Source organism: Flavobacterium sp. CAN_S2, assembly GCF_015752255.1.
Classification (GTDB): Bacteria; Bacteroidota; Bacteroidia; order Flavobacteriales; family Flavobacteriaceae; genus Flavobacterium.
On the sequence record NZ_JADOVA010000001.1, the window covers coordinates 108768 to 125475 of the forward strand.

Below are 16708 nucleotides of genomic sequence, written 5' to 3' on the forward strand. Positions count from 1 at the left end.
TATGAAAATCGAGAAAGGAATTAAAATGCTTCTTGTAAGCTCCTACCCGCCCAGAGAATGCGGAATAGCAACTTTTACAAATGATATTGTAAATGCATTGGATGTTGTCTTTGGTGACACGCTTCCTGTTGAAGTATGCGCACTGCAAACCAGAGAGCAGGATTTCCAATATCCTGAAGAAGTGAGCTATGTTCTGCCGGTAGATTCTTTGGTTCATTATAGGTTGGTTGCCGAGAAAATAAATGAACGAAACGATATTGGATTGGTTTGTATTCAGCATGAATTTGGTCTTTTTAGAGGGGAATATGGCGATCATATTCTTTCCTTTATTCTGGCACTTAACAAACCCATTGTCACCGTTTTCCATACGGTGCTGCCTAATCCGGATGAAAAAAGAAAAAAAGTAGTCTATGCACTTACTGATTTATCGGACAAAGTGGTGGTACTGACCAAAAAATCAAAAGAAATTTTGACTGATTATTACAATTGTCCTCTTTCTAAATGTATGATTATTCCTCATGGTAATCATACCGTGCTTTGGGAACAAAAAAAAGTTCTTAAAAATAAATATGGCTTTAAAGATAAAGTGGTATTATCAACCTTTGGATTGATTAGTGAAAATAAAGGAATTGAAAACGTATTATGCGCTTTACCAGAAATCGTAGCTCAACATCCTGAAGTAATTTATCTTGTTATAGGGAAAACTCATCCTGAAGTTATAAAAAGAGAGGGTGAAAAATACCGCAATTTGCTTACCGCTACAGTAAAAAAACTCGGTCTGGAAAACAATGTGATTTTCGTCAATGAGTATCTTCAATTGGACCAATTACTGGAATTTTTAACGTTATCCGAAATTTATTTATTTTCGTCCAAAGATCCCAATCAAGCTGTAAGCGGAACTTTTGCGTATGCAATGAGCAGCGGCTGCGCAGTAATTTCTACACCGATACCGCATGCCGTCGAATCGTTAGGAAACGGCAATGGAATCCTATTAAAAAGTTTCGATAATCCTGAAGAATTTAAGGAAGCAATTCTTTTTCTCATCGAAAATAAAGAGCAACGAATAGCAATGGGAAGAAATGCTTTTTCTATGGCTCGTGCTACAAACTGGGAGAATATCGCCATACAATACCGCCTTTTATTTGACCAATTAACGAATAGAGAGGATGATTTGAGATTCAATTTTCCTCCAATAAAGTTAGACCATATCAAAAAACTGACTACCGATTTTGGAATTCTTCAGTTTTCCAAATTCAGTCAGCCTGACCCTGAATCTGGCTATACACTAGATGATAATGCCAGAGCATTAATCAATATGGTCCTGTACAACAAAGCTTTTCCCGATAAGGAAAATTTAAAATTAGCGAATACTTATTTGAATTTTATTGAAGGAATACAGCAACACGATGGTTGGTTTGATAATTATAAAGATTACAACAAGAAATTGACCAAGCAAAACGAAGAGGTAAATTTGGAAGATGCAAATGGTAGAGCGTTATGGAGTCTTGGAACAGTGATTTCTCACAGACAAAACTTACCGCTGGACATGATTTGCCAAGCAGTAAAATGCTGGGATAAAGCCATCAAAAAAATTGATAATTTTAAATCTCCAAGAGCCATAGCTTACGCATTAAAAGGACTTTATCTTTACCATGAAATGTATGAAGACGGGGAAGTAAAAAAACATATCGAGAATCTTGCCGATGAACTGTTGCGTCATTATAAAATCAATTCGGCTGAGAATTGGTGTTGGTATGAAGATTACATGACGTATGCTAATAATGTCCTGCCAGAAGCTATGATGTACAGTTATCTAGTCACCAAAAATCCGAAATATAAAAAAATTGCTGTAATTACGTTCGACTTTTTGCTTTCTCATTATTTCATGAAAGGGCAGTTGAAGGTTATCTCTAATCGAGGTTGGTTTAAGAAGCAAAATGAAAGGGTTTTCTATGGCGAACAACCTATTGAAGTGGCTACAACCATTATTGCACTTGATTTATTTTATGAAGTAACGCAAAATAAAAAATATAAAGACCAATTAAAACTTGCTTTCATCTGGTTTTTAGGGAACAATCATTTAAAACAGATCATGTACAATCCGGAAAATGGTGCTTCCTATGATGGCTTGGAGGACAAACACATCAATATCAATCAGGGAGCTGAATCTACTTTGTGTTTTTTTAAAGCGCGATTAATCATGGAAAAATATATGGAAAAACCATCTAATCAAACAAAAATATCCAAAACGAAGTCCTTAATTACTTAAATTCCACTAAAAAATCTGCTTTTCAGCAGATTTTTTTATATCGTTTTCAATGCTTCAATAAGCATATCAATATCCTCTTTTGTATTGAAATGACTAAACGAAATTCGCAAACTTGGTTTTTTTAAATCTTCATTCGAAAGCATTTCGGCTAAAACATGTGAAGGTTTGATACTTCCGGATTGACAGGCACTTCCGCGGGAAACTGCAATTCCTTTCATGTCTAAATGAAATAAAATCATAGCAGTTTTATCCGCTGTAAAAGGCAATAAAACATTCAAAACCGTATAAAATCCATCAGAAGTTCCATTGATTTCAAAAGCTGGAAATTCGATTTCAAGTTGAGTAATAAGATAGTTTCGCAATTCAGTAATATGTTCTCTCTCCGTTTCTAAATTGCTGTATGAAAGTTCTAAAGCTTTAGCCATTCCGGCAATTTGATGTAAAGCCTCAGTTCCCGCACGCAATCCTTTTTCCTGTTCTCCGCCAAAAAATAGCGGTTGCAATCCGGAATTTTTTCGGATGAAAGCAAAACCAGCTCCTTTTGGTCCGTGAAATTTATGCGCACTGGCCACAATAAAATCGACAGGAATTGTTTGTAAATCAATAGTTGCTTTCCCAATAGACTGCACCGTATCCGAATGAAATAAAACATTATGTTCTTGACAAATACGTCCTATTCGCTCTAAATCTAATACGGTTCCTGTTTCATTATTCACGTGCATCAAGCTGACTAATGTTTTCTTTTCCTGCGACAATAATTCTACTAAATCTGTGATATCGATTTCACCATTTGGTTTTATCGCAACATAATCAACCTGAATACTGTACTCTTTTTCTAATGCTAAAGCGGTATATAAAACCGCATGATGCTCAATTTTACTGGTAATAATTCTCTTTACTTTCAAATCCTTAACCGCAGAACGAAGAATCCAATTATTAGCTTCAGTTCCGCAAGACGTAAAAATTATTTCTTGAGCCGTAGCGTTCAAATTTTTAGCAATTGATTTTCTGGAAAGCTCCAAAATATTTTTTGCAGAACGCCCTAAACTATGTGTTGACGATGGATTTCCGTACTCTTCAGTTAAAACTTTAGTCATTTCCTGAATCACTTCTGGACGAAGAGCTGTGGTTGAGGCGTTATCTAGATATACTTTTTTCATTTTTTAAAATATAAAATTATTAAAACCCTTTGATTTCTGTTGGTATCTCTTTCGTTTTTTTGGAGAAGAGAATTCTTTCATTGAAGACAACTATCGAAACCAAAATTAGAAAATAAGAAAACAATTGAAGGAAACTTACTTGCTCATTGTAATAAAATATGGCCAGTAAAAAATTAATAATCGGGTTAATATAAATCATAATTCCCACTGCGGAAGAGTTAATTCCTTTGAGCGCATAGAGATTTAAAAACAGTGGAATAATAGTAAAAAACACCACAATCATGAACATACAAGTGTAAAATAGAGGTTCAGTAGGGATAGCTCCGCTGTATTTTGGATAAAAAGGAATCAAAACAAGCGCTGTAAAAATCAATTGAATCGTCAGCCCCAGAAATTTATCTAAATCGTTGTTTTTTCGTTGACTCACTAAATAGAGTGCGTAAGTAGCCGCTGTAATAAGGCTATAAAAAATATCTTGAAAATGGTTGAATGATAACAAAATACAACTAAAAAAACTGATTGAAACAGCAACCCACTGCCATTTACTTAATGTTTCTTTCAACATAAAAAAGGCAAATACAGTAGTCACAATTGGGCAAATCAGATAGGCTAAAGATGCCGCATTAACACTGACATGATTCATCACATAAATGTAAACAAACCAGTTTGAGGAAAGAAATACGCCACCGCCAAGTGTCAATAACACAACATTTTTTTGTTGTTTTGAAGAGATATTTTTGAAATGATTCCAATTTTGTCGCATTACCTTTCTACGAAAGACAACATTGATTAATACCATCGTAATCACACTAAAAAATACCCGATAAAACAAAATATCCAAAGAAGGATAATTATGCAACGGTTTCAAAGCAAAACTAAAAAATCCCCATACAAAAAAAGCTAAAAAAGCAGCCGAATAATATTTGTTAAGCCTCATGACCAGTATTAAATTAGTGCAAAGATAACGAATTCCAGTGGCTTTGAACGACAGCTATGCTGACAACTCCGGGCGGTTATTTAAATCTATAACATTTCGATAGAAAACCCAAAATCCTGTTAAATAATCTATTTTTAAACGGTTATGTATTTGGAACAAATTAAAAATTCTATTTTTGTTAGAAATATTATAAAAAATGAAAAGAGTCCTTAGCTTGTTGGTTTTTTCCATGTTCTTAAATGGGTGTGATGATGGTGATTTAATTCAGGAAGACATCAATTTTGAAGATGTTACCGCACAAAAATGCACTACAAACAACATCATTTACAAACTAAAAGACAGTGAAGCGCTTATTTTTGAAGCTACAGGAGTTACGTTCCCTACCGAAACTACTTCTCAAGAATTAAACATCAGCAGTGCCAATCGCGTGATTTACCGCTTTTATAATGGTACCGTTAGTGCATCAACAATTTGCGAATCAATACCGCCTGCAACTCCTATTGTCACAGGACAATGGACCGCTACAGGTGGAAATATAGTGATAAACACTACCGCTGTTAAAACAACGAATGAAACAGATAACAGCACAAAAATTACAGGTTATAATCACAATATCACTTTCAAAAATATCACTTTTGACAAAGGAACTGGAACACAAGTTTACGAAACATTCGCTTTTGGAGACTATTTGATTTCGGCAACTCCTTTACCATTAGCATTCAATAAAACCCTTGAACAATGTCCTTCTTCTAAGCAATTATACGATTACAATAGTAGCGAAGCGCTGATTCTTGATGTGGATTCTGCTTTGATTGTTAATGAAGCAACACCACTAAATGTACCAAGAACAGGATTGATAAGCGATACAAAAAACAAACTTACCTACCGATTATTCTCTGGTTTAGTAACTGGTGCATATTTTTGTAACACCACTTTTCCAGCAACTCCCGCAGTGACCGAAGAATGGATCGCAGTAGCTGGAGTTGCAAATATCAGTGGTATAGTTGAAGTAACAACTACTGCTTTTGGTAATGGTTTTAAGCACACCGTTGTCCTGAAAAAAGTCAAAATGAAGAAAGGAAACAGCGATTTTATTTTGGGTGATAATTACATTTACGGTGAATTATTGACCACAAATTAAAGATCGAAAAGACATAAAAATCGACCGCTAAAACATTTGTTTTTTAGTTCAAAAAGAGACCCATTTTTAAATGAATTTCAATTAAAAAATTCATTTAAAAATGGGTCTCTTTTTTTATTTTTTAAAGCTAAAACAAAAACTTACATGGCACTTTGCTTAATGAAAACTTCCGTTGCGCCTTGTCCATATTTTTGATAATTGCCTTCTTGAAAAGCGATGTTATCGTATCGTCCCAATAAGAAATCCAACTCCGCTTTCAGCACTCCTTCGCCAACTCCATGAATAAAAACAATCTTCGGAATTCTATTGCGAATGGCAAATTCTATGTGTCGTTTTGCCGTTTCTGTCTGCAATGTCAGAATATCATAATTTGACATTCCGCGTTTATTTGGCACCAGTTTTTCAATGTGTAAATCAAACTCCGGAGCGGGAATTTCGTGCTTTGATTTCTTTTCTTTTACAAAACTTCGTGCTTTTGGAATCTCTTTTTCCTTAGAAACCTCACTTACATTTATTCTTCTGATAGAATCAAGTAAGTTACTGGAATCGTTTACTTTAATTAGCTCTTTGACAAAAAATGTCATCATGAATCCATCCTCAGTTTCTATAGTTACTTGCTGTTCTTTTACTGAAAGTACTACTCCATTTATGGCTTCATCCAGCACTGAAACCTTATCTCCTTTGTTAAACATTTTCGTCTTCTTTATCTTGATTTTTACTTGGTGTTTTGGCACTCAATTGCATCATTCCAATCATAAATATTACAATTGCAACGACCATGATATACACATTTTTTTCGGCACTCACCTGCTCATACAAAGCAACAATGATAGCGACAATCATTATGGGAATTATAAATTTTTTCATCTTTTAAAATATCAGATTCCAAAAGTAATGAATTTAAAATTGCATCAATTATTATGACAAACCTTTCTTATTTTTTCGTACAATTGTAAAAAGAAAAACCATTGGATTTAGAAAAATATATGCTGCCGTGTTTAAGTAAAACACTCTTCGGAATGGAGTGTTTGGGCTGTGGTTTTCAGAGGGGATTTTTATTGCTTTTGCAAGGTGATTTCGAAGGTGCTTTTAAGATGTATCCGGCGATTTTTACCACCCTTTTATTTCTGGGAATTTTGGGTTTTAATTATATTGATAAAAACAGGAATTATAAAAAACTCATCATTGGCTCCGCAATCTTAAATGGTGTTTTTATGATTGCGGGCTATTATTTCAAACACTATTAACGGGTTCCCTTTTTTAACTTTTTAGAACCAAAAAATTATTTGATGCGTGTCAAAATATCATTCATCATTTCGATTTGCACTTTTTGGATTTGTATTAATTCTTCTTGTTGATGCATTATTAAATGATCCAATTTTTCATGAAGCATTCTAATTTCAAGTTCGGATTTCAGATTGATCATATAATCTTTTTTAGCTCTCTCGCGGTCTTTTTCTTCCTGACGATTTTGGCTCATCATAATTACCGGCGCTTGAAGTGCGGCAAGGCAAGACAAAATTAAATTCAACAAAATAAACGGATACGGATCAAATCCTTTATTCAAGAGAATATAGATATTAGCCAAAATCCACAACAGAATAAACACCCCGAAAAAAATGATAAATTTCCAGCTTCCGCCAAAAGCAGCTACTTTATCCGCCACTATTTGCCCAAAGGTTCGAATACCGGCTTCATCTTCTACAGTACTCACTAAGGATTTATCCTCGTTTAGCGAACCAATAACTCTGGTTTCCAGATTGGTCAACTCCCCTATTTCAACTAATAAATAATTCGAAATGTATTTCTCCCGATACATGTTGAGTTCACTAATCGACAAGAATTTATCGGCATCAAAATCAGGATAATCATTTTGGATAAGCGCCAATATTGGATTTCGAATGGTTTTAGCAGATACTTTATCCGAAATTGGGAATTCCTTTTTGGAAATATCACTTATAAAGGTTGCATTACTTTTCATGGATTGTTATTTATTGGCTAATTTAAAAAACACTTTCATCAAAACTACTAATCGGTTTCTGTAGATTGAAAATAAAAAAATGAAACCGCTCTTTCATCACAAAAATTTAAAACAATAAATTCTGTAGCATTTAAACAGTATAAATTTAACAAAAGTGTCGCAATAACCAAGATAGCTTTGTACATAAGAAAGAAATAATTCGAATTAGTTCAATATCTTTGTGATTCGTTTTAAAACCCATGAAAATGTCACTAAACTTCGAAAACATTCCTTTCTATTGCTGTTGTTGCTGTTTTTAAAATTCACTTAGTATAAACAGTTTTCAAAAAAATTCTTATTGTAATTAAATCCAAAATTGGGTAATTACAATTCAAACAATAGAAATCGACAGCATGAAATCATACAAAATATTAGACTTAATAGGAAATACACCTTTAGTTGAATCTACTCATTTGATACAAAATAAAAACGTAAAACTTTTACTAAAGCTGGAAGGAAATAATCCCGGAGGAAGCGTAAAAGATCGTGCAGCGTACAATATGATTAAATCCGCGCTGGACAGAGGTGACATAAAGAAAGGCGATAAACTTATTGAGGCAACAAGTGGCAACACCGGAATTGCTCTGGCGATGATTGCCCAATTATTCAATATCGAAATTGAATTGATTTTACCAGAAGATTCCACTATAGAACGTACGCAAAGCATGCGTGCTTATGGCGCAACCGTAATTTTGACACCCGCAGCAACCGGAATAATTGGTTCCAGAGATTATGCAGATAAAAAAGTAGCCGAAGGCGGATATATTATGCTCAATCAGTTTGCAAACGACGACAACTGGAAAGCACATTACAATACCACTGGACCCGAAATATGGAATGACACCGAAGGAACTGTAACCCATTTTGTCTCAGCGATGGGAACAACGGGGACAATTATTGGAACTTCCACCTACTTGAAAGAAATGAATCCTGCTATCCAAATTGTAGGCGCACAACCCAGCGAGGGCTCACAAATTCCTGGAATCAGAAAATGGCCTCAAGAATATTTGCCAAAGATTTTTGATGCCAAGAAAGTAGATACAATCATTGAAGTTTCCGAAGAAGAAGCACGAGCGATGACCAAACGTTTAGCGCTGGAAGAAGGCGTTTTTGCGGGAATGAGCAGTGGTGGTTCAGTAGCAGCTGCAATAAAAATAGCTGAGAAATTAGAATCAGGAGTGATTGTCGCTATCATTTGCGACCGAGGCGATCGGTATTTGTCTTCTGATTTGTTTGACTAAATTGAAACAAAATTAAAAAGCAACCTTCCTTTTCTGTATCTTTCGGATAGGAATGGAAGGTTGTTTCATTTTATTTCGGCATCCCATTTTTTCTGTTTTCAAAATTTAAAATCAGGTTCCAAATGAAAAATATCAAATTAATTTACAGTATACTATTTTTATCAATTGTTATGGCAGGAAAAGCACAGGCGCAAGATTGGCCGAATTTAAATAAATATCAAGAACAAAATGCGCAACTAAAACCAACGACACCCGGAGATAAAAGAATAGTTTTTATGGGCGATTCCATAACCGAATTTTGGAGTGTAACAGATTCAGAATATTTTGCCGGAAAACCATACGTTAATCGAGGTATCAGCGGTCAAACAACTCCTCAGATGCTCATCCGTTTTAGAGCGGATGTCATTGCATTAAAACCAGCCGTTGTAGTTGTCTTGGCAGGAATAAATGACATTGCCGGCAATACGGGTCCCGCAACATTAGATATGATTGCAAATAATATCTTCTCGATGACCGAATTGGCAAAAGCAAACAACATTAAAGTCATTTTATGTTCAGTATTGCCAGCATATGATTTCTCTTGGAAACCCGATCAAAATCCGGCTGAAAAAGTGGTCGCTTTAAATAAAATGATAAAAAATTACGCTGACGCCAATGACATTCTTTATCTTGATTACTTCTCGGCTATGAAAGATGATCGTAACGGATTGAAAACTACTTATTCCGAAGACGGAGTACATCCCAACAAATTAGGATATCAGGTAATGGCTCCGTTAGCTGAAAAAGCAATCACGGAAGTTTTAGCTAAGAAATAATCTACTATACAGAAACAAAAAGGCTCGATTTAAACTAAATCGAGCCTTTTTGTTTTATAAATTCGTGTTTATGCTAAAGTTGCTGTACTTGAAATTGCTGCATTCAACACTTTAGAAACCGGACAATTTTTCTCTGCTTTGTTTACCAATTGCTGAAAAGCATCCTCTGTTATTTCTTTAACTTTTGCTTGAACAGTTAAGTGTGATGTTACAATTGTTCCATCCACAAAATCAATATCACATTTCGTTTCGATACTTTCAATTTCAAAACCTTCTTCACTTATGTAAGCAGAAAGTTGCATCGTAAAACAGCCTGCGTGAGCCGCTGCGATCAATTCTTCAGGATTGGTTCCAACTCCTTCTTCAAAACGGGATTTGAACGAATATTGCGTATCTTTTAATGTGGTAGTTTGTGTGGTAAGTTTTCCGGCTCCTTCTTTCAGTGAACCATTCCAGACTGCGGTTGCATTTCTTTTCATATTTTTCAGTTTTCTGTTTTCTCAAATTTAGTTCTTTTATCAAAAAATACTTTCAAACAAATGATAATTTAACTAAAATTTAAAGTTCGTTTTGCTACTGAAACTCTTATCATCACTCTCAACTGAAATTATATTACGTGTTCGAAAAAAATCTGATTCTAAGAATTTTAAGTTAAGTTTAAAAACAATATTTATGTTACTTTTCTTATTTAATTCATTATGTTTGTAGCTAAAGAGTTTGAAAACAAAAGCTAAAAACTAAAATATTAAAATTAAATATGAGCAACAATACTATGCTGGACAACCTAAAACAAACTTTTACTAATTTAATCTCTTTTTTAAAAAACCCAAGAGATGAAGCGGGACCCGAATTATCAGTAGCTCAAAAATTTAATACTGTTATCTCTTTATTGATAATTGAAATTCCTCTTATGGCAGTTTTGATACTTCTGATAAGTGGCTTGGAAACATTGGGGCTTGTTGATCCAGACAACCACAAAATTCTGGACATGATCAAGTCCTATCCAGTTGTATTGCTATTAGTATTAACCGTTGTAATTGGTCCTTTAATTGAAGAATTTATATTTAGGCTGTATCTGCGTTATAAAAATAATTATGCGCTGCATTTTTTAATTTCAATAGTTTCCCTCACGGGTGTTCGAAATGAACAAAAAGCAGAAACTTTTTTTATTTCTCTTTGGAAAAAAAGATACAAGTTCATATTCTATTTTTCTGCTATAATTTTTGGGTTAATCCACATCAGTAATTTTGAATTTTCGTATACAATTTTACTTTTATCACCAATCTTAGTAGCACCACAAATAATATTAGGTCTGATTATTGGGTATTCAAGAGTTCGCATGGGATTTATTTCAGGATTACTGCTACATTCACTTCATAATGCTTTTTTTATCGGTATTCCTTTATTTTTCATGTTAAACGATACGGAAAAATTAAACGCTGAAACCAGTTCATTTGCTATTAAAATAGAAGAAACTAACGACATTTCTATTCCAAGCACCTTAAAAAATTACCCGGACAGCCTTGTTTATAAAAATGTAAGTATGAAAACTACCCTAACCTATTTATTGAATACAAATGAAATATTACTAAACACCAATGACACCGTAATGTTAGACAAAACGTTGCACTTAAACTTCAAAAACAAATCGAAAGACAGTTCTCAAACTAAAAGTATTGCCTTGAATCAATTGGCAAAAAGCTATGATTTTAAAATCAAAAAAAGCACAATCCCAACTGAAGTTTGGAATTTAGAAGTTGTAAATCCAGCCTTATTATCAAAATATAAATCAAACAATAACGCTTTCGGAAACATGATTACTATCAATTCAGAAGAAATCATAATCGAAAAAGCAAAAATTAGTGCGCTCGTCAATGCTTTAATTCCAAAAAGTAATAAAATGATTTTGGATAAAACAGGTAGCGACGACAATTACAATTTAACTCTAAAAACTAAGGATTTTGAAAGTATAAAAAAGGAATTAAAAGAAAAATATGGACTTTCCTTAGTCAAACAAAAAATAAATTTAGAACATTTTACGGTTGAATTTCAAAAGCCAGAATAATCGAGAACCTATAACAAACGTAAGATTAGCAATTTTCTAAGTTTTTAAATATTCGTAAATAATTAAAATTAAAAAATCGGCATAAAATAAACCTTATCGAAGGTTAATTTATGCCGGTTTTTATTAATTACTCATCGTAAAAGAGTATCATTTGTAATTAGTTACTACTTTTACCTCTTACAAGAGCTACTATAATTATTATAAAAACTGCAGCACCTAAAACCATAATCCATGGCTCTGCGTACCAGTCACTTCCTCCTTTATCTACATTCAAATTCACATCGACCGTTTTATCTTGTGCCCAAATAAGACTTTGAGAAAATAAAAGTGTAATTAATAATAAAGACTTTTTGAAAGTTGTGCTAATGTTTTGTAATTGTTTCATGTTGAATAGTTTTAAATTTATACTAAAATTATGTTAATCATTTCGTTATGTCAAATATATTGATACTTTAAAAACGAAATGTTATTCAATTAAACAAAAAAATTGCATAATTCACATTTTTAAAATTTCATATATAAAAGCATTTTAGATGAGTTAGTGTTTACATTTATTAACTAAAGCACGGTAGTACAACAACGCACTTGCAGCGAAAAGCAGAACTAGCATCAAATAAAAAACATCTAAAAGTGAAAATATTTCACAATTTGAATTTATAAAACCATTCAAACACTTATTTTTGCGCTATGGCTAAGAAAAATACAGACAAAGTTGTCTTTCATCAAATAAAAGTCCTTGATGCTGGTGCAAAAGGCGTTTCGGTAGCAAAGGCTCCCGATGGAAAAGTAGTTTTTATCCCGAATGTGGTTCCGGGTGATGTGGTTGATGTGCAGACTTTCAAGAAGCGCAAAGCTTATTACGAAGGAAAAGCAGTTCATTTTCATGAATATTCAGAGCATCGTGTAGAACCTATTTGCGAGCATTTTGGTGTTTGTGGAGGTTGTAAATGGCAGAATATGAAATACAGCCAACAGTTGTATTACAAGCAAAATGAGGTAAAAAACCATTTGCAACGCATTGGAAAAATAGAACTTCCAGAATTTGAACCAATTTTAGGTTCGGAAAAACAGTTTTTTTACAGAAACAAAATGGAATTTTCGTTTTCGAACAGCCGTTGGTTGACCGAAAAAGAAATTGACAGTACCGAAGATTTAGGAAATAGAAACGCACTTGGTTTCCACATTCCAAAAATGTGGGACAAAATTCTGGACATTAATAAGTGTCATTTGCAGGAAGATCCATCAAACGCAATTAGAAACGAAGTGAGAGATTTTGCTAATGCAAATGGACTGACTTTCTTTAATCCAAGAGCGCATGAAGGTTTATTGAGAACTTTGATGTTGCGTACAGCTTCGACTGGTGAAATCATGGTTTTGATTCAGTTTTTCGAAAATGACAAAGCCAACAGAGAATTGATTCTAGATCATCTTTACGAGAAATTTCCGCAAATTACTTCGCTACAATACGTAGTAAACAATAAAGCGAACGATACTTTATACGATACTGATATTAAATTATACAAAGGAAGAGATTACATTTTAGAAGAAATGGAAGGTTTAAAATTTAGTATTAATGCAAAATCTTTTTACCAAACCAACTCGGATCAAGCGTATGAATTGTATAAAATAGCGCGTGATTTTGCTGGATTGACAGGAAATGAAATTGTGTATGATTTATACACAGGAACTGGGACGATTGCGCAGTTTGTTTCGAAAAAAGCAAAAAAAGTAATTGGTGTAGAAAGTGTTCCTGATGCGATTAAAGACGCCAAAGCAAATGCGGTGCGCAATGAAATTACCAATTGTGAGTTCTTTGTAGGAGATATGAAAGTGGTATTCAATGATGATTTCATCGCTCAACACGGTCATCCTGATGTAATTATCACGGATCCGCCAAGAGACGGAATGCACAAAGATGTAATTGAACAGATTATGAAAATTGCTCCTGAAAAAGTGGTTTATGTAAGTTGCAATTCGGCTACACAAGCACGTGATTTGGCATTAATGGACGAAAAATATAAAGTGACTCGTGTGCGTCCCGTAGATATGTTTCCGCAAACGCATCACGTGGAAAATGTTGTACTTTTGGAAAGAAGGAAATAGTAGTCAGTTTGCAGTTTTTAGTATTCAGTGCGAATTTTACTGAATACTAAAACTGAACACTGAACACTGAATATTATTATATGAAAAAAACATTTTTATTATTGTTGCTTTTTGCTTTCACTCTCTCCAGCTGTGAGAAAGATGACATTTGCGATGCAAATACTCCCACAACGCCACGATTAGTAATAGAATTTTATGATTTTTTGAATCCTTCTGTTTTAAAAAACGTATCTAATCTGAAAGTTGTTGGCGAAGGAATGACCGATGGAATCCTTTTTAACGGCAGCCAAACGACTAGTGGAAATACTATTTCTATTCCGTTAAAAACTGTTGGAACAAGTACGACCTATAGTTTCACATTAAATTCAGGAAATCCTAATCCTATATTGATTGACGAAGACATCATAAAATTTGATTACACCACACAGGAACTTTTTGTTTCCAGAGCGTGTGGTTACAAAACAATTTTTACATTAGACCCCACAAATCCATATACACATACTGATGCGACAGCTGCAAATCAAAAATGGATAAAATTTATATCGGTTGAAAAAAGTAACATCGAAAACGAAAATGAAACACACATTAAGATCTTTTTTTAGTATTTGTCTCGTATTGTCGTTGACTTTGGTACAGGCTCAGGAAACTACTCCTGTCAAAAGTGATCCAAAAACTGCCAAAACAGAACAGATTATTCCTGAAGCGCCATTGCCATTAGTCAAAATTAGTCCTGAAATTATAAAGAACGATTCGATTCCTGTAAAGACAGATCGTTATGGCGTACGTGTGGGTGTCGATTTATATAAACTGACGCGCGCTCTTTATGACAAAGATTACAAGGGAATTGAGTTGGTGGGAGATTATCGATTGACTAAAAAATATTTTTTGGCTGCTGAACTTGGGAATGAAAATAAAACGACAGATGATGACCGTGTCAATTTCACCACCAAAGGTTCCTATATAAAAGCGGGTTTTGATTATAATGCATATGAAAACTGGCTGGATATGGAAAATATTATTTCTATAGGAATGCGTTACGGTTTCAGTACTTTTAATCAACAATTAAATAGTTATCGGATTTACAATGCGAATCCGTATTTTGGAGAAGTTCCTCTAATTCCTTCCGGTAAAAAGTTTGATGGCTTATCCGCGAGCTGGATTGAAGTTGTGGCTGGAGTAAAAGCCAAAGTATTTGATAATGTGTTTGTAGGTTTCAGTCTTCGATTGAACCGATTGGTAACTAATAAAGAACCGGAAAATTTCTCTAACTTATATATTCCCGGATTCAACAGAACTTATGATGGTAGTTTTGGAGTCGGATTCAATTATACGGTAACTTATTTTGTTCCTATTTATAAGAAGAAAGTAAAGCCTGTTGCAGTTCCAAAAAAGTAGAAAAAAATAACCGCCAATTTGCTAATTTTTATTTTTGGTAAAAATTAGCAAATTAGCGGTCAATATTTTAAAATAATATCTTAGGATTTCTAAGCTATCCTATTTCCTTAATTCCTTTCATGAAAATCCACTTCATGAATAATTTCTCTCCATCTTTGGTTTTTATCGCATGAAATTTTGGTGACAAAAGTGTTCCTATAACAAATGCGGTTAACGGAATCCCAAATCCCCTTAAATTAGTGTAATGTTCCACTAAATACCTGGCAGAAATAAATAATATTGCAAAACATCCCAGTTGGTAAAGGAATGCTCGTATTTGTAATTTGGTCATTTTTTTTAAGTCTTAAAGTTTTAAAGTCGAAAGTGAAAAATTCAATATTGCTTATTCAGCACTATCAGTTGTTACCTGAAACTTCGTTCTTTTACTTCCTTCGTACATTTCGTATTTTACCAAACGTGCTTCTAAACCAGCATTAAAAAGTTTGATTTTTCTAGAAGGTTTTAGTCCAACATATTTCAGTGCTTCCAAGTTCGCTGTAATCATCCAAGCATTCGTTCCAGGATAATTTTTCTTCAAAGTATCACCAATATTTTTGTAGAATTCTTCCATGTGAATGTCCAAACGCTCATCATACGGCGGGTTGAAAACAATATGCAGTTTCCCTTCCGAAGTTTTTTCAGTATCAAAAAAGTTCTGTTCTTCAATAGAAATATACTCGTCAAGATTGGCATTTTTGATATTGTCTTTGGCTTTTTGAACCGCACTTGGTGCTTTATCGTATCCTTTTATGGTGTAATGAAACTCACGAACACGTTTCAATAAACTGTCCGAGATATTATCAAACAAATCATTGTCCCAATCGTTCCATTTTTCAAAAGCAAATTCCTTACGATTGATATTTGCCGGAATATTACAGGCAATCATGGCTGCTTCGGCTAAGAATGTTCCCGAACCACACATTGGATCCAAGAAATCCGTTTGTCCGTCCCAACCAGAAAGCAATAGAATTCCTGCTGCCAAAACCTCATTTATAGGAGCAATATTGGTTGCAGTCCTGTATCCACGTTGATTCAATGCATTTCCTGAAGTATCCAGTGCCACTGAAACTTGGTCCTTATCAATATGAATGTTGATTCTTAAATCAGGATGTATTTTATCAATGCTTGGTCGTTGCCCAGTTCTTTCTCTAAACTGATCTACAATTGCATCTTTACATTTTTGGGAAACAAATTCCGAGTGATTAAAATATTCCGAATGCACCGTTGTATCAATCACAAATGTCTGATTGGCATTCAATAATTTAGACCAGTTCATGCTCGAAATTCCTTTGTATAAAGCCTGTTCGTTATTGGCCTTGAAAAAATAAATAGGTTTCAGGATTTTTAAAGCGGTACGCAAAGACAAATTCGCTTTGTACATAAAGCCTTTATCGCCTTTAAAACTTACCATTCTTACCCCTTGCTCCACATCTTGCGCGCCAAGGTTTTGCAACTCTTTTGCTAATATTTCTTCAAAACCAAAAAAGGTTTTGGCAACCATTTTATAATTATTTTCCATTTGC

18 protein-coding genes are annotated in these 16708 nt (G+C 34.0%); 9 read left to right on the forward strand and 9 right to left on the reverse strand.

The features are described from left to right. Nucleotide 1: 1 nt before the first annotated feature. Nucleotides 2-2269 (forward strand): glycosyltransferase, encoded by a 2268-nt coding sequence (locus IWX80_RS00465; RefSeq protein WP_196851710.1) that lies wholly within the window; start codon nucleotides 2-4, stop codon nucleotides 2267-2269. 35 nt (nucleotides 2270-2304) lie between these two features. On the opposite strand, the gene IWX80_RS00470 is transcribed toward IWX80_RS00465, so the two are convergent. Further along, a complete protein-coding gene (locus IWX80_RS00470) occupies nucleotides 2305-3429 on the reverse strand; it encodes a cysteine desulfurase family protein (protein WP_196851711.1) in 1125 nt (374 codons plus the stop codon). A 19-nt stretch (nucleotides 3430-3448) separates the two neighbouring features. Continuing rightward, a complete protein-coding gene (locus IWX80_RS00475; protein WP_196851712.1) occupies nucleotides 3449-4366 on the reverse strand; it encodes an EamA family transporter in 918 nt (305 codons plus the stop codon). 196 nt (nucleotides 4367-4562) lie between these two features. Between IWX80_RS00475 and IWX80_RS00480 the strand changes: the two genes are divergently transcribed. Then, nucleotides 4563-5507 carry a hypothetical protein gene (locus tag IWX80_RS00480; RefSeq protein WP_196851713.1) on the forward strand — a complete coding sequence of 315 codons (945 nt, stop codon included), beginning with the start codon at nucleotides 4563-4565 and terminating at the stop codon, nucleotides 5505-5507. A 140-nt stretch (nucleotides 5508-5647) separates the two neighbouring features. Here the strand turns inward: IWX80_RS00480 and IWX80_RS00485 are convergent, their stop codons facing one another. Further along, nucleotides 5648-6199: a Smr/MutS family protein gene (locus tag IWX80_RS00485; protein WP_196851714.1), complete on the reverse strand. Its 552-nt coding sequence runs from the start codon at nucleotides 6197-6199 to the stop codon at nucleotides 5648-5650. Beyond that, complete coding sequence (locus tag IWX80_RS00490) at nucleotides 6192-6374, reverse strand: hypothetical protein (protein WP_113633325.1); 183 nt, start codon at nucleotides 6372-6374, stop codon at nucleotides 6192-6194. Before IWX80_RS00490 ends, IWX80_RS00485 begins: the two co-directional genes overlap by 8 nt. A 101-nt stretch (nucleotides 6375-6475) precedes the next feature. Between IWX80_RS00490 and IWX80_RS00495 the strand changes: the two genes are divergently transcribed. Further along, nucleotides 6476-6754, forward strand: coding sequence for a DUF2752 domain-containing protein (locus IWX80_RS00495; RefSeq protein ID WP_196851715.1), 279 nt, complete (start codon nucleotides 6476-6478; stop codon nucleotides 6752-6754). Between the two features lie 35 nt (nucleotides 6755-6789). Here the strand turns inward: IWX80_RS00495 and IWX80_RS00500 are convergent, their stop codons facing one another. Next, nucleotides 6790-7488 (reverse strand): DUF1003 domain-containing protein, encoded by a 699-nt coding sequence (locus tag IWX80_RS00500; protein WP_196851716.1) that lies wholly within the window; start codon nucleotides 7486-7488, stop codon nucleotides 6790-6792. A 392-nt stretch (nucleotides 7489-7880) separates the two neighbouring features. Here IWX80_RS00500 and cysM point away from each other — a divergent pair, with 392 nt between their 5' ends. Beyond that, nucleotides 7881-8768, forward strand: coding sequence for a cysteine synthase CysM (cysM, locus tag IWX80_RS00505; RefSeq protein ID WP_196851717.1), 888 nt, complete (start codon nucleotides 7881-7883; stop codon nucleotides 8766-8768). Between the two features lie 122 nt (nucleotides 8769-8890). Continuing rightward, the gene (locus IWX80_RS00510) at nucleotides 8891-9583 is read left to right on the forward strand and encodes an SGNH/GDSL hydrolase family protein (RefSeq protein WP_334682172.1); all 693 of its coding nucleotides are present in this window, start codon (nucleotides 8891-8893) and stop codon (nucleotides 9581-9583) included. A gap of 68 nt (nucleotides 9584-9651) precedes the next feature. Here the strand turns inward: IWX80_RS00510 and IWX80_RS00515 are convergent, their stop codons facing one another. After that, nucleotides 9652-10062: an OsmC family peroxiredoxin gene (locus IWX80_RS00515; RefSeq protein WP_196851718.1), complete on the reverse strand. Its 411-nt coding sequence runs from the start codon at nucleotides 10060-10062 to the stop codon at nucleotides 9652-9654. Between the two features lie 278 nt (nucleotides 10063-10340). Between IWX80_RS00515 and IWX80_RS00520 the strand changes: the two genes are divergently transcribed. Next, nucleotides 10341-11648 carry a CPBP family intramembrane glutamic endopeptidase gene (locus IWX80_RS00520; protein ID WP_196851719.1) on the forward strand — a complete coding sequence of 436 codons (1308 nt, stop codon included), beginning with the start codon at nucleotides 10341-10343 and terminating at the stop codon, nucleotides 11646-11648. A gap of 157 nt (nucleotides 11649-11805) precedes the next feature. On the opposite strand, the gene IWX80_RS00525 is transcribed toward IWX80_RS00520, so the two are convergent. Further along, on the reverse strand, nucleotides 11806-12033 hold the full coding sequence (locus IWX80_RS00525; protein WP_196851720.1) for a hypothetical protein: 228 nt from the start codon (nucleotides 12031-12033) through the stop codon (nucleotides 11806-11808). Between the two features lie 302 nt (nucleotides 12034-12335). Here IWX80_RS00525 and rlmD point away from each other — a divergent pair, with 302 nt between their 5' ends. The 3 genes from rlmD (at nucleotide 12336) to IWX80_RS00540 (ending at nucleotide 15146) form a co-directional block, all read left to right on the forward strand. After that, nucleotides 12336-13751 carry a 23S rRNA (uracil(1939)-C(5))-methyltransferase RlmD gene (rlmD, locus tag IWX80_RS00530; RefSeq protein WP_196851721.1) on the forward strand — a complete coding sequence of 472 codons (1416 nt, stop codon included), beginning with the start codon at nucleotides 12336-12338 and terminating at the stop codon, nucleotides 13749-13751. 80 nt (nucleotides 13752-13831) lie between these two features. Next, nucleotides 13832-14353: a DUF6452 family protein gene (locus IWX80_RS00535; protein WP_196851722.1), complete on the forward strand. Its 522-nt coding sequence runs from the start codon at nucleotides 13832-13834 to the stop codon at nucleotides 14351-14353. Next, nucleotides 14325-15146, forward strand: a complete 822-nt coding sequence (locus tag IWX80_RS00540; protein WP_196851723.1) for a DUF6048 family protein — start codon at nucleotides 14325-14327, stop codon at nucleotides 15144-15146. The genes IWX80_RS00535 and IWX80_RS00540 overlap by 29 nt, the downstream gene beginning before the upstream one ends. A 94-nt stretch (nucleotides 15147-15240) precedes the next feature. Here the strand turns inward: IWX80_RS00540 and IWX80_RS00545 are convergent, their stop codons facing one another. Both IWX80_RS00545 and IWX80_RS00550 read right to left on the reverse strand, forming a co-directional pair. After that, complete coding sequence (locus IWX80_RS00545) at nucleotides 15241-15477, reverse strand: hypothetical protein (protein ID WP_196851724.1); 237 nt, start codon at nucleotides 15475-15477, stop codon at nucleotides 15241-15243. Between the two features lie 51 nt (nucleotides 15478-15528). Then, complete coding sequence (locus IWX80_RS00550; RefSeq protein ID WP_113633334.1) at nucleotides 15529-16704, reverse strand: THUMP domain-containing class I SAM-dependent RNA methyltransferase; 1176 nt, start codon at nucleotides 16702-16704, stop codon at nucleotides 15529-15531. Between the last annotated feature and the right edge of the window lie 4 nt (nucleotides 16705-16708).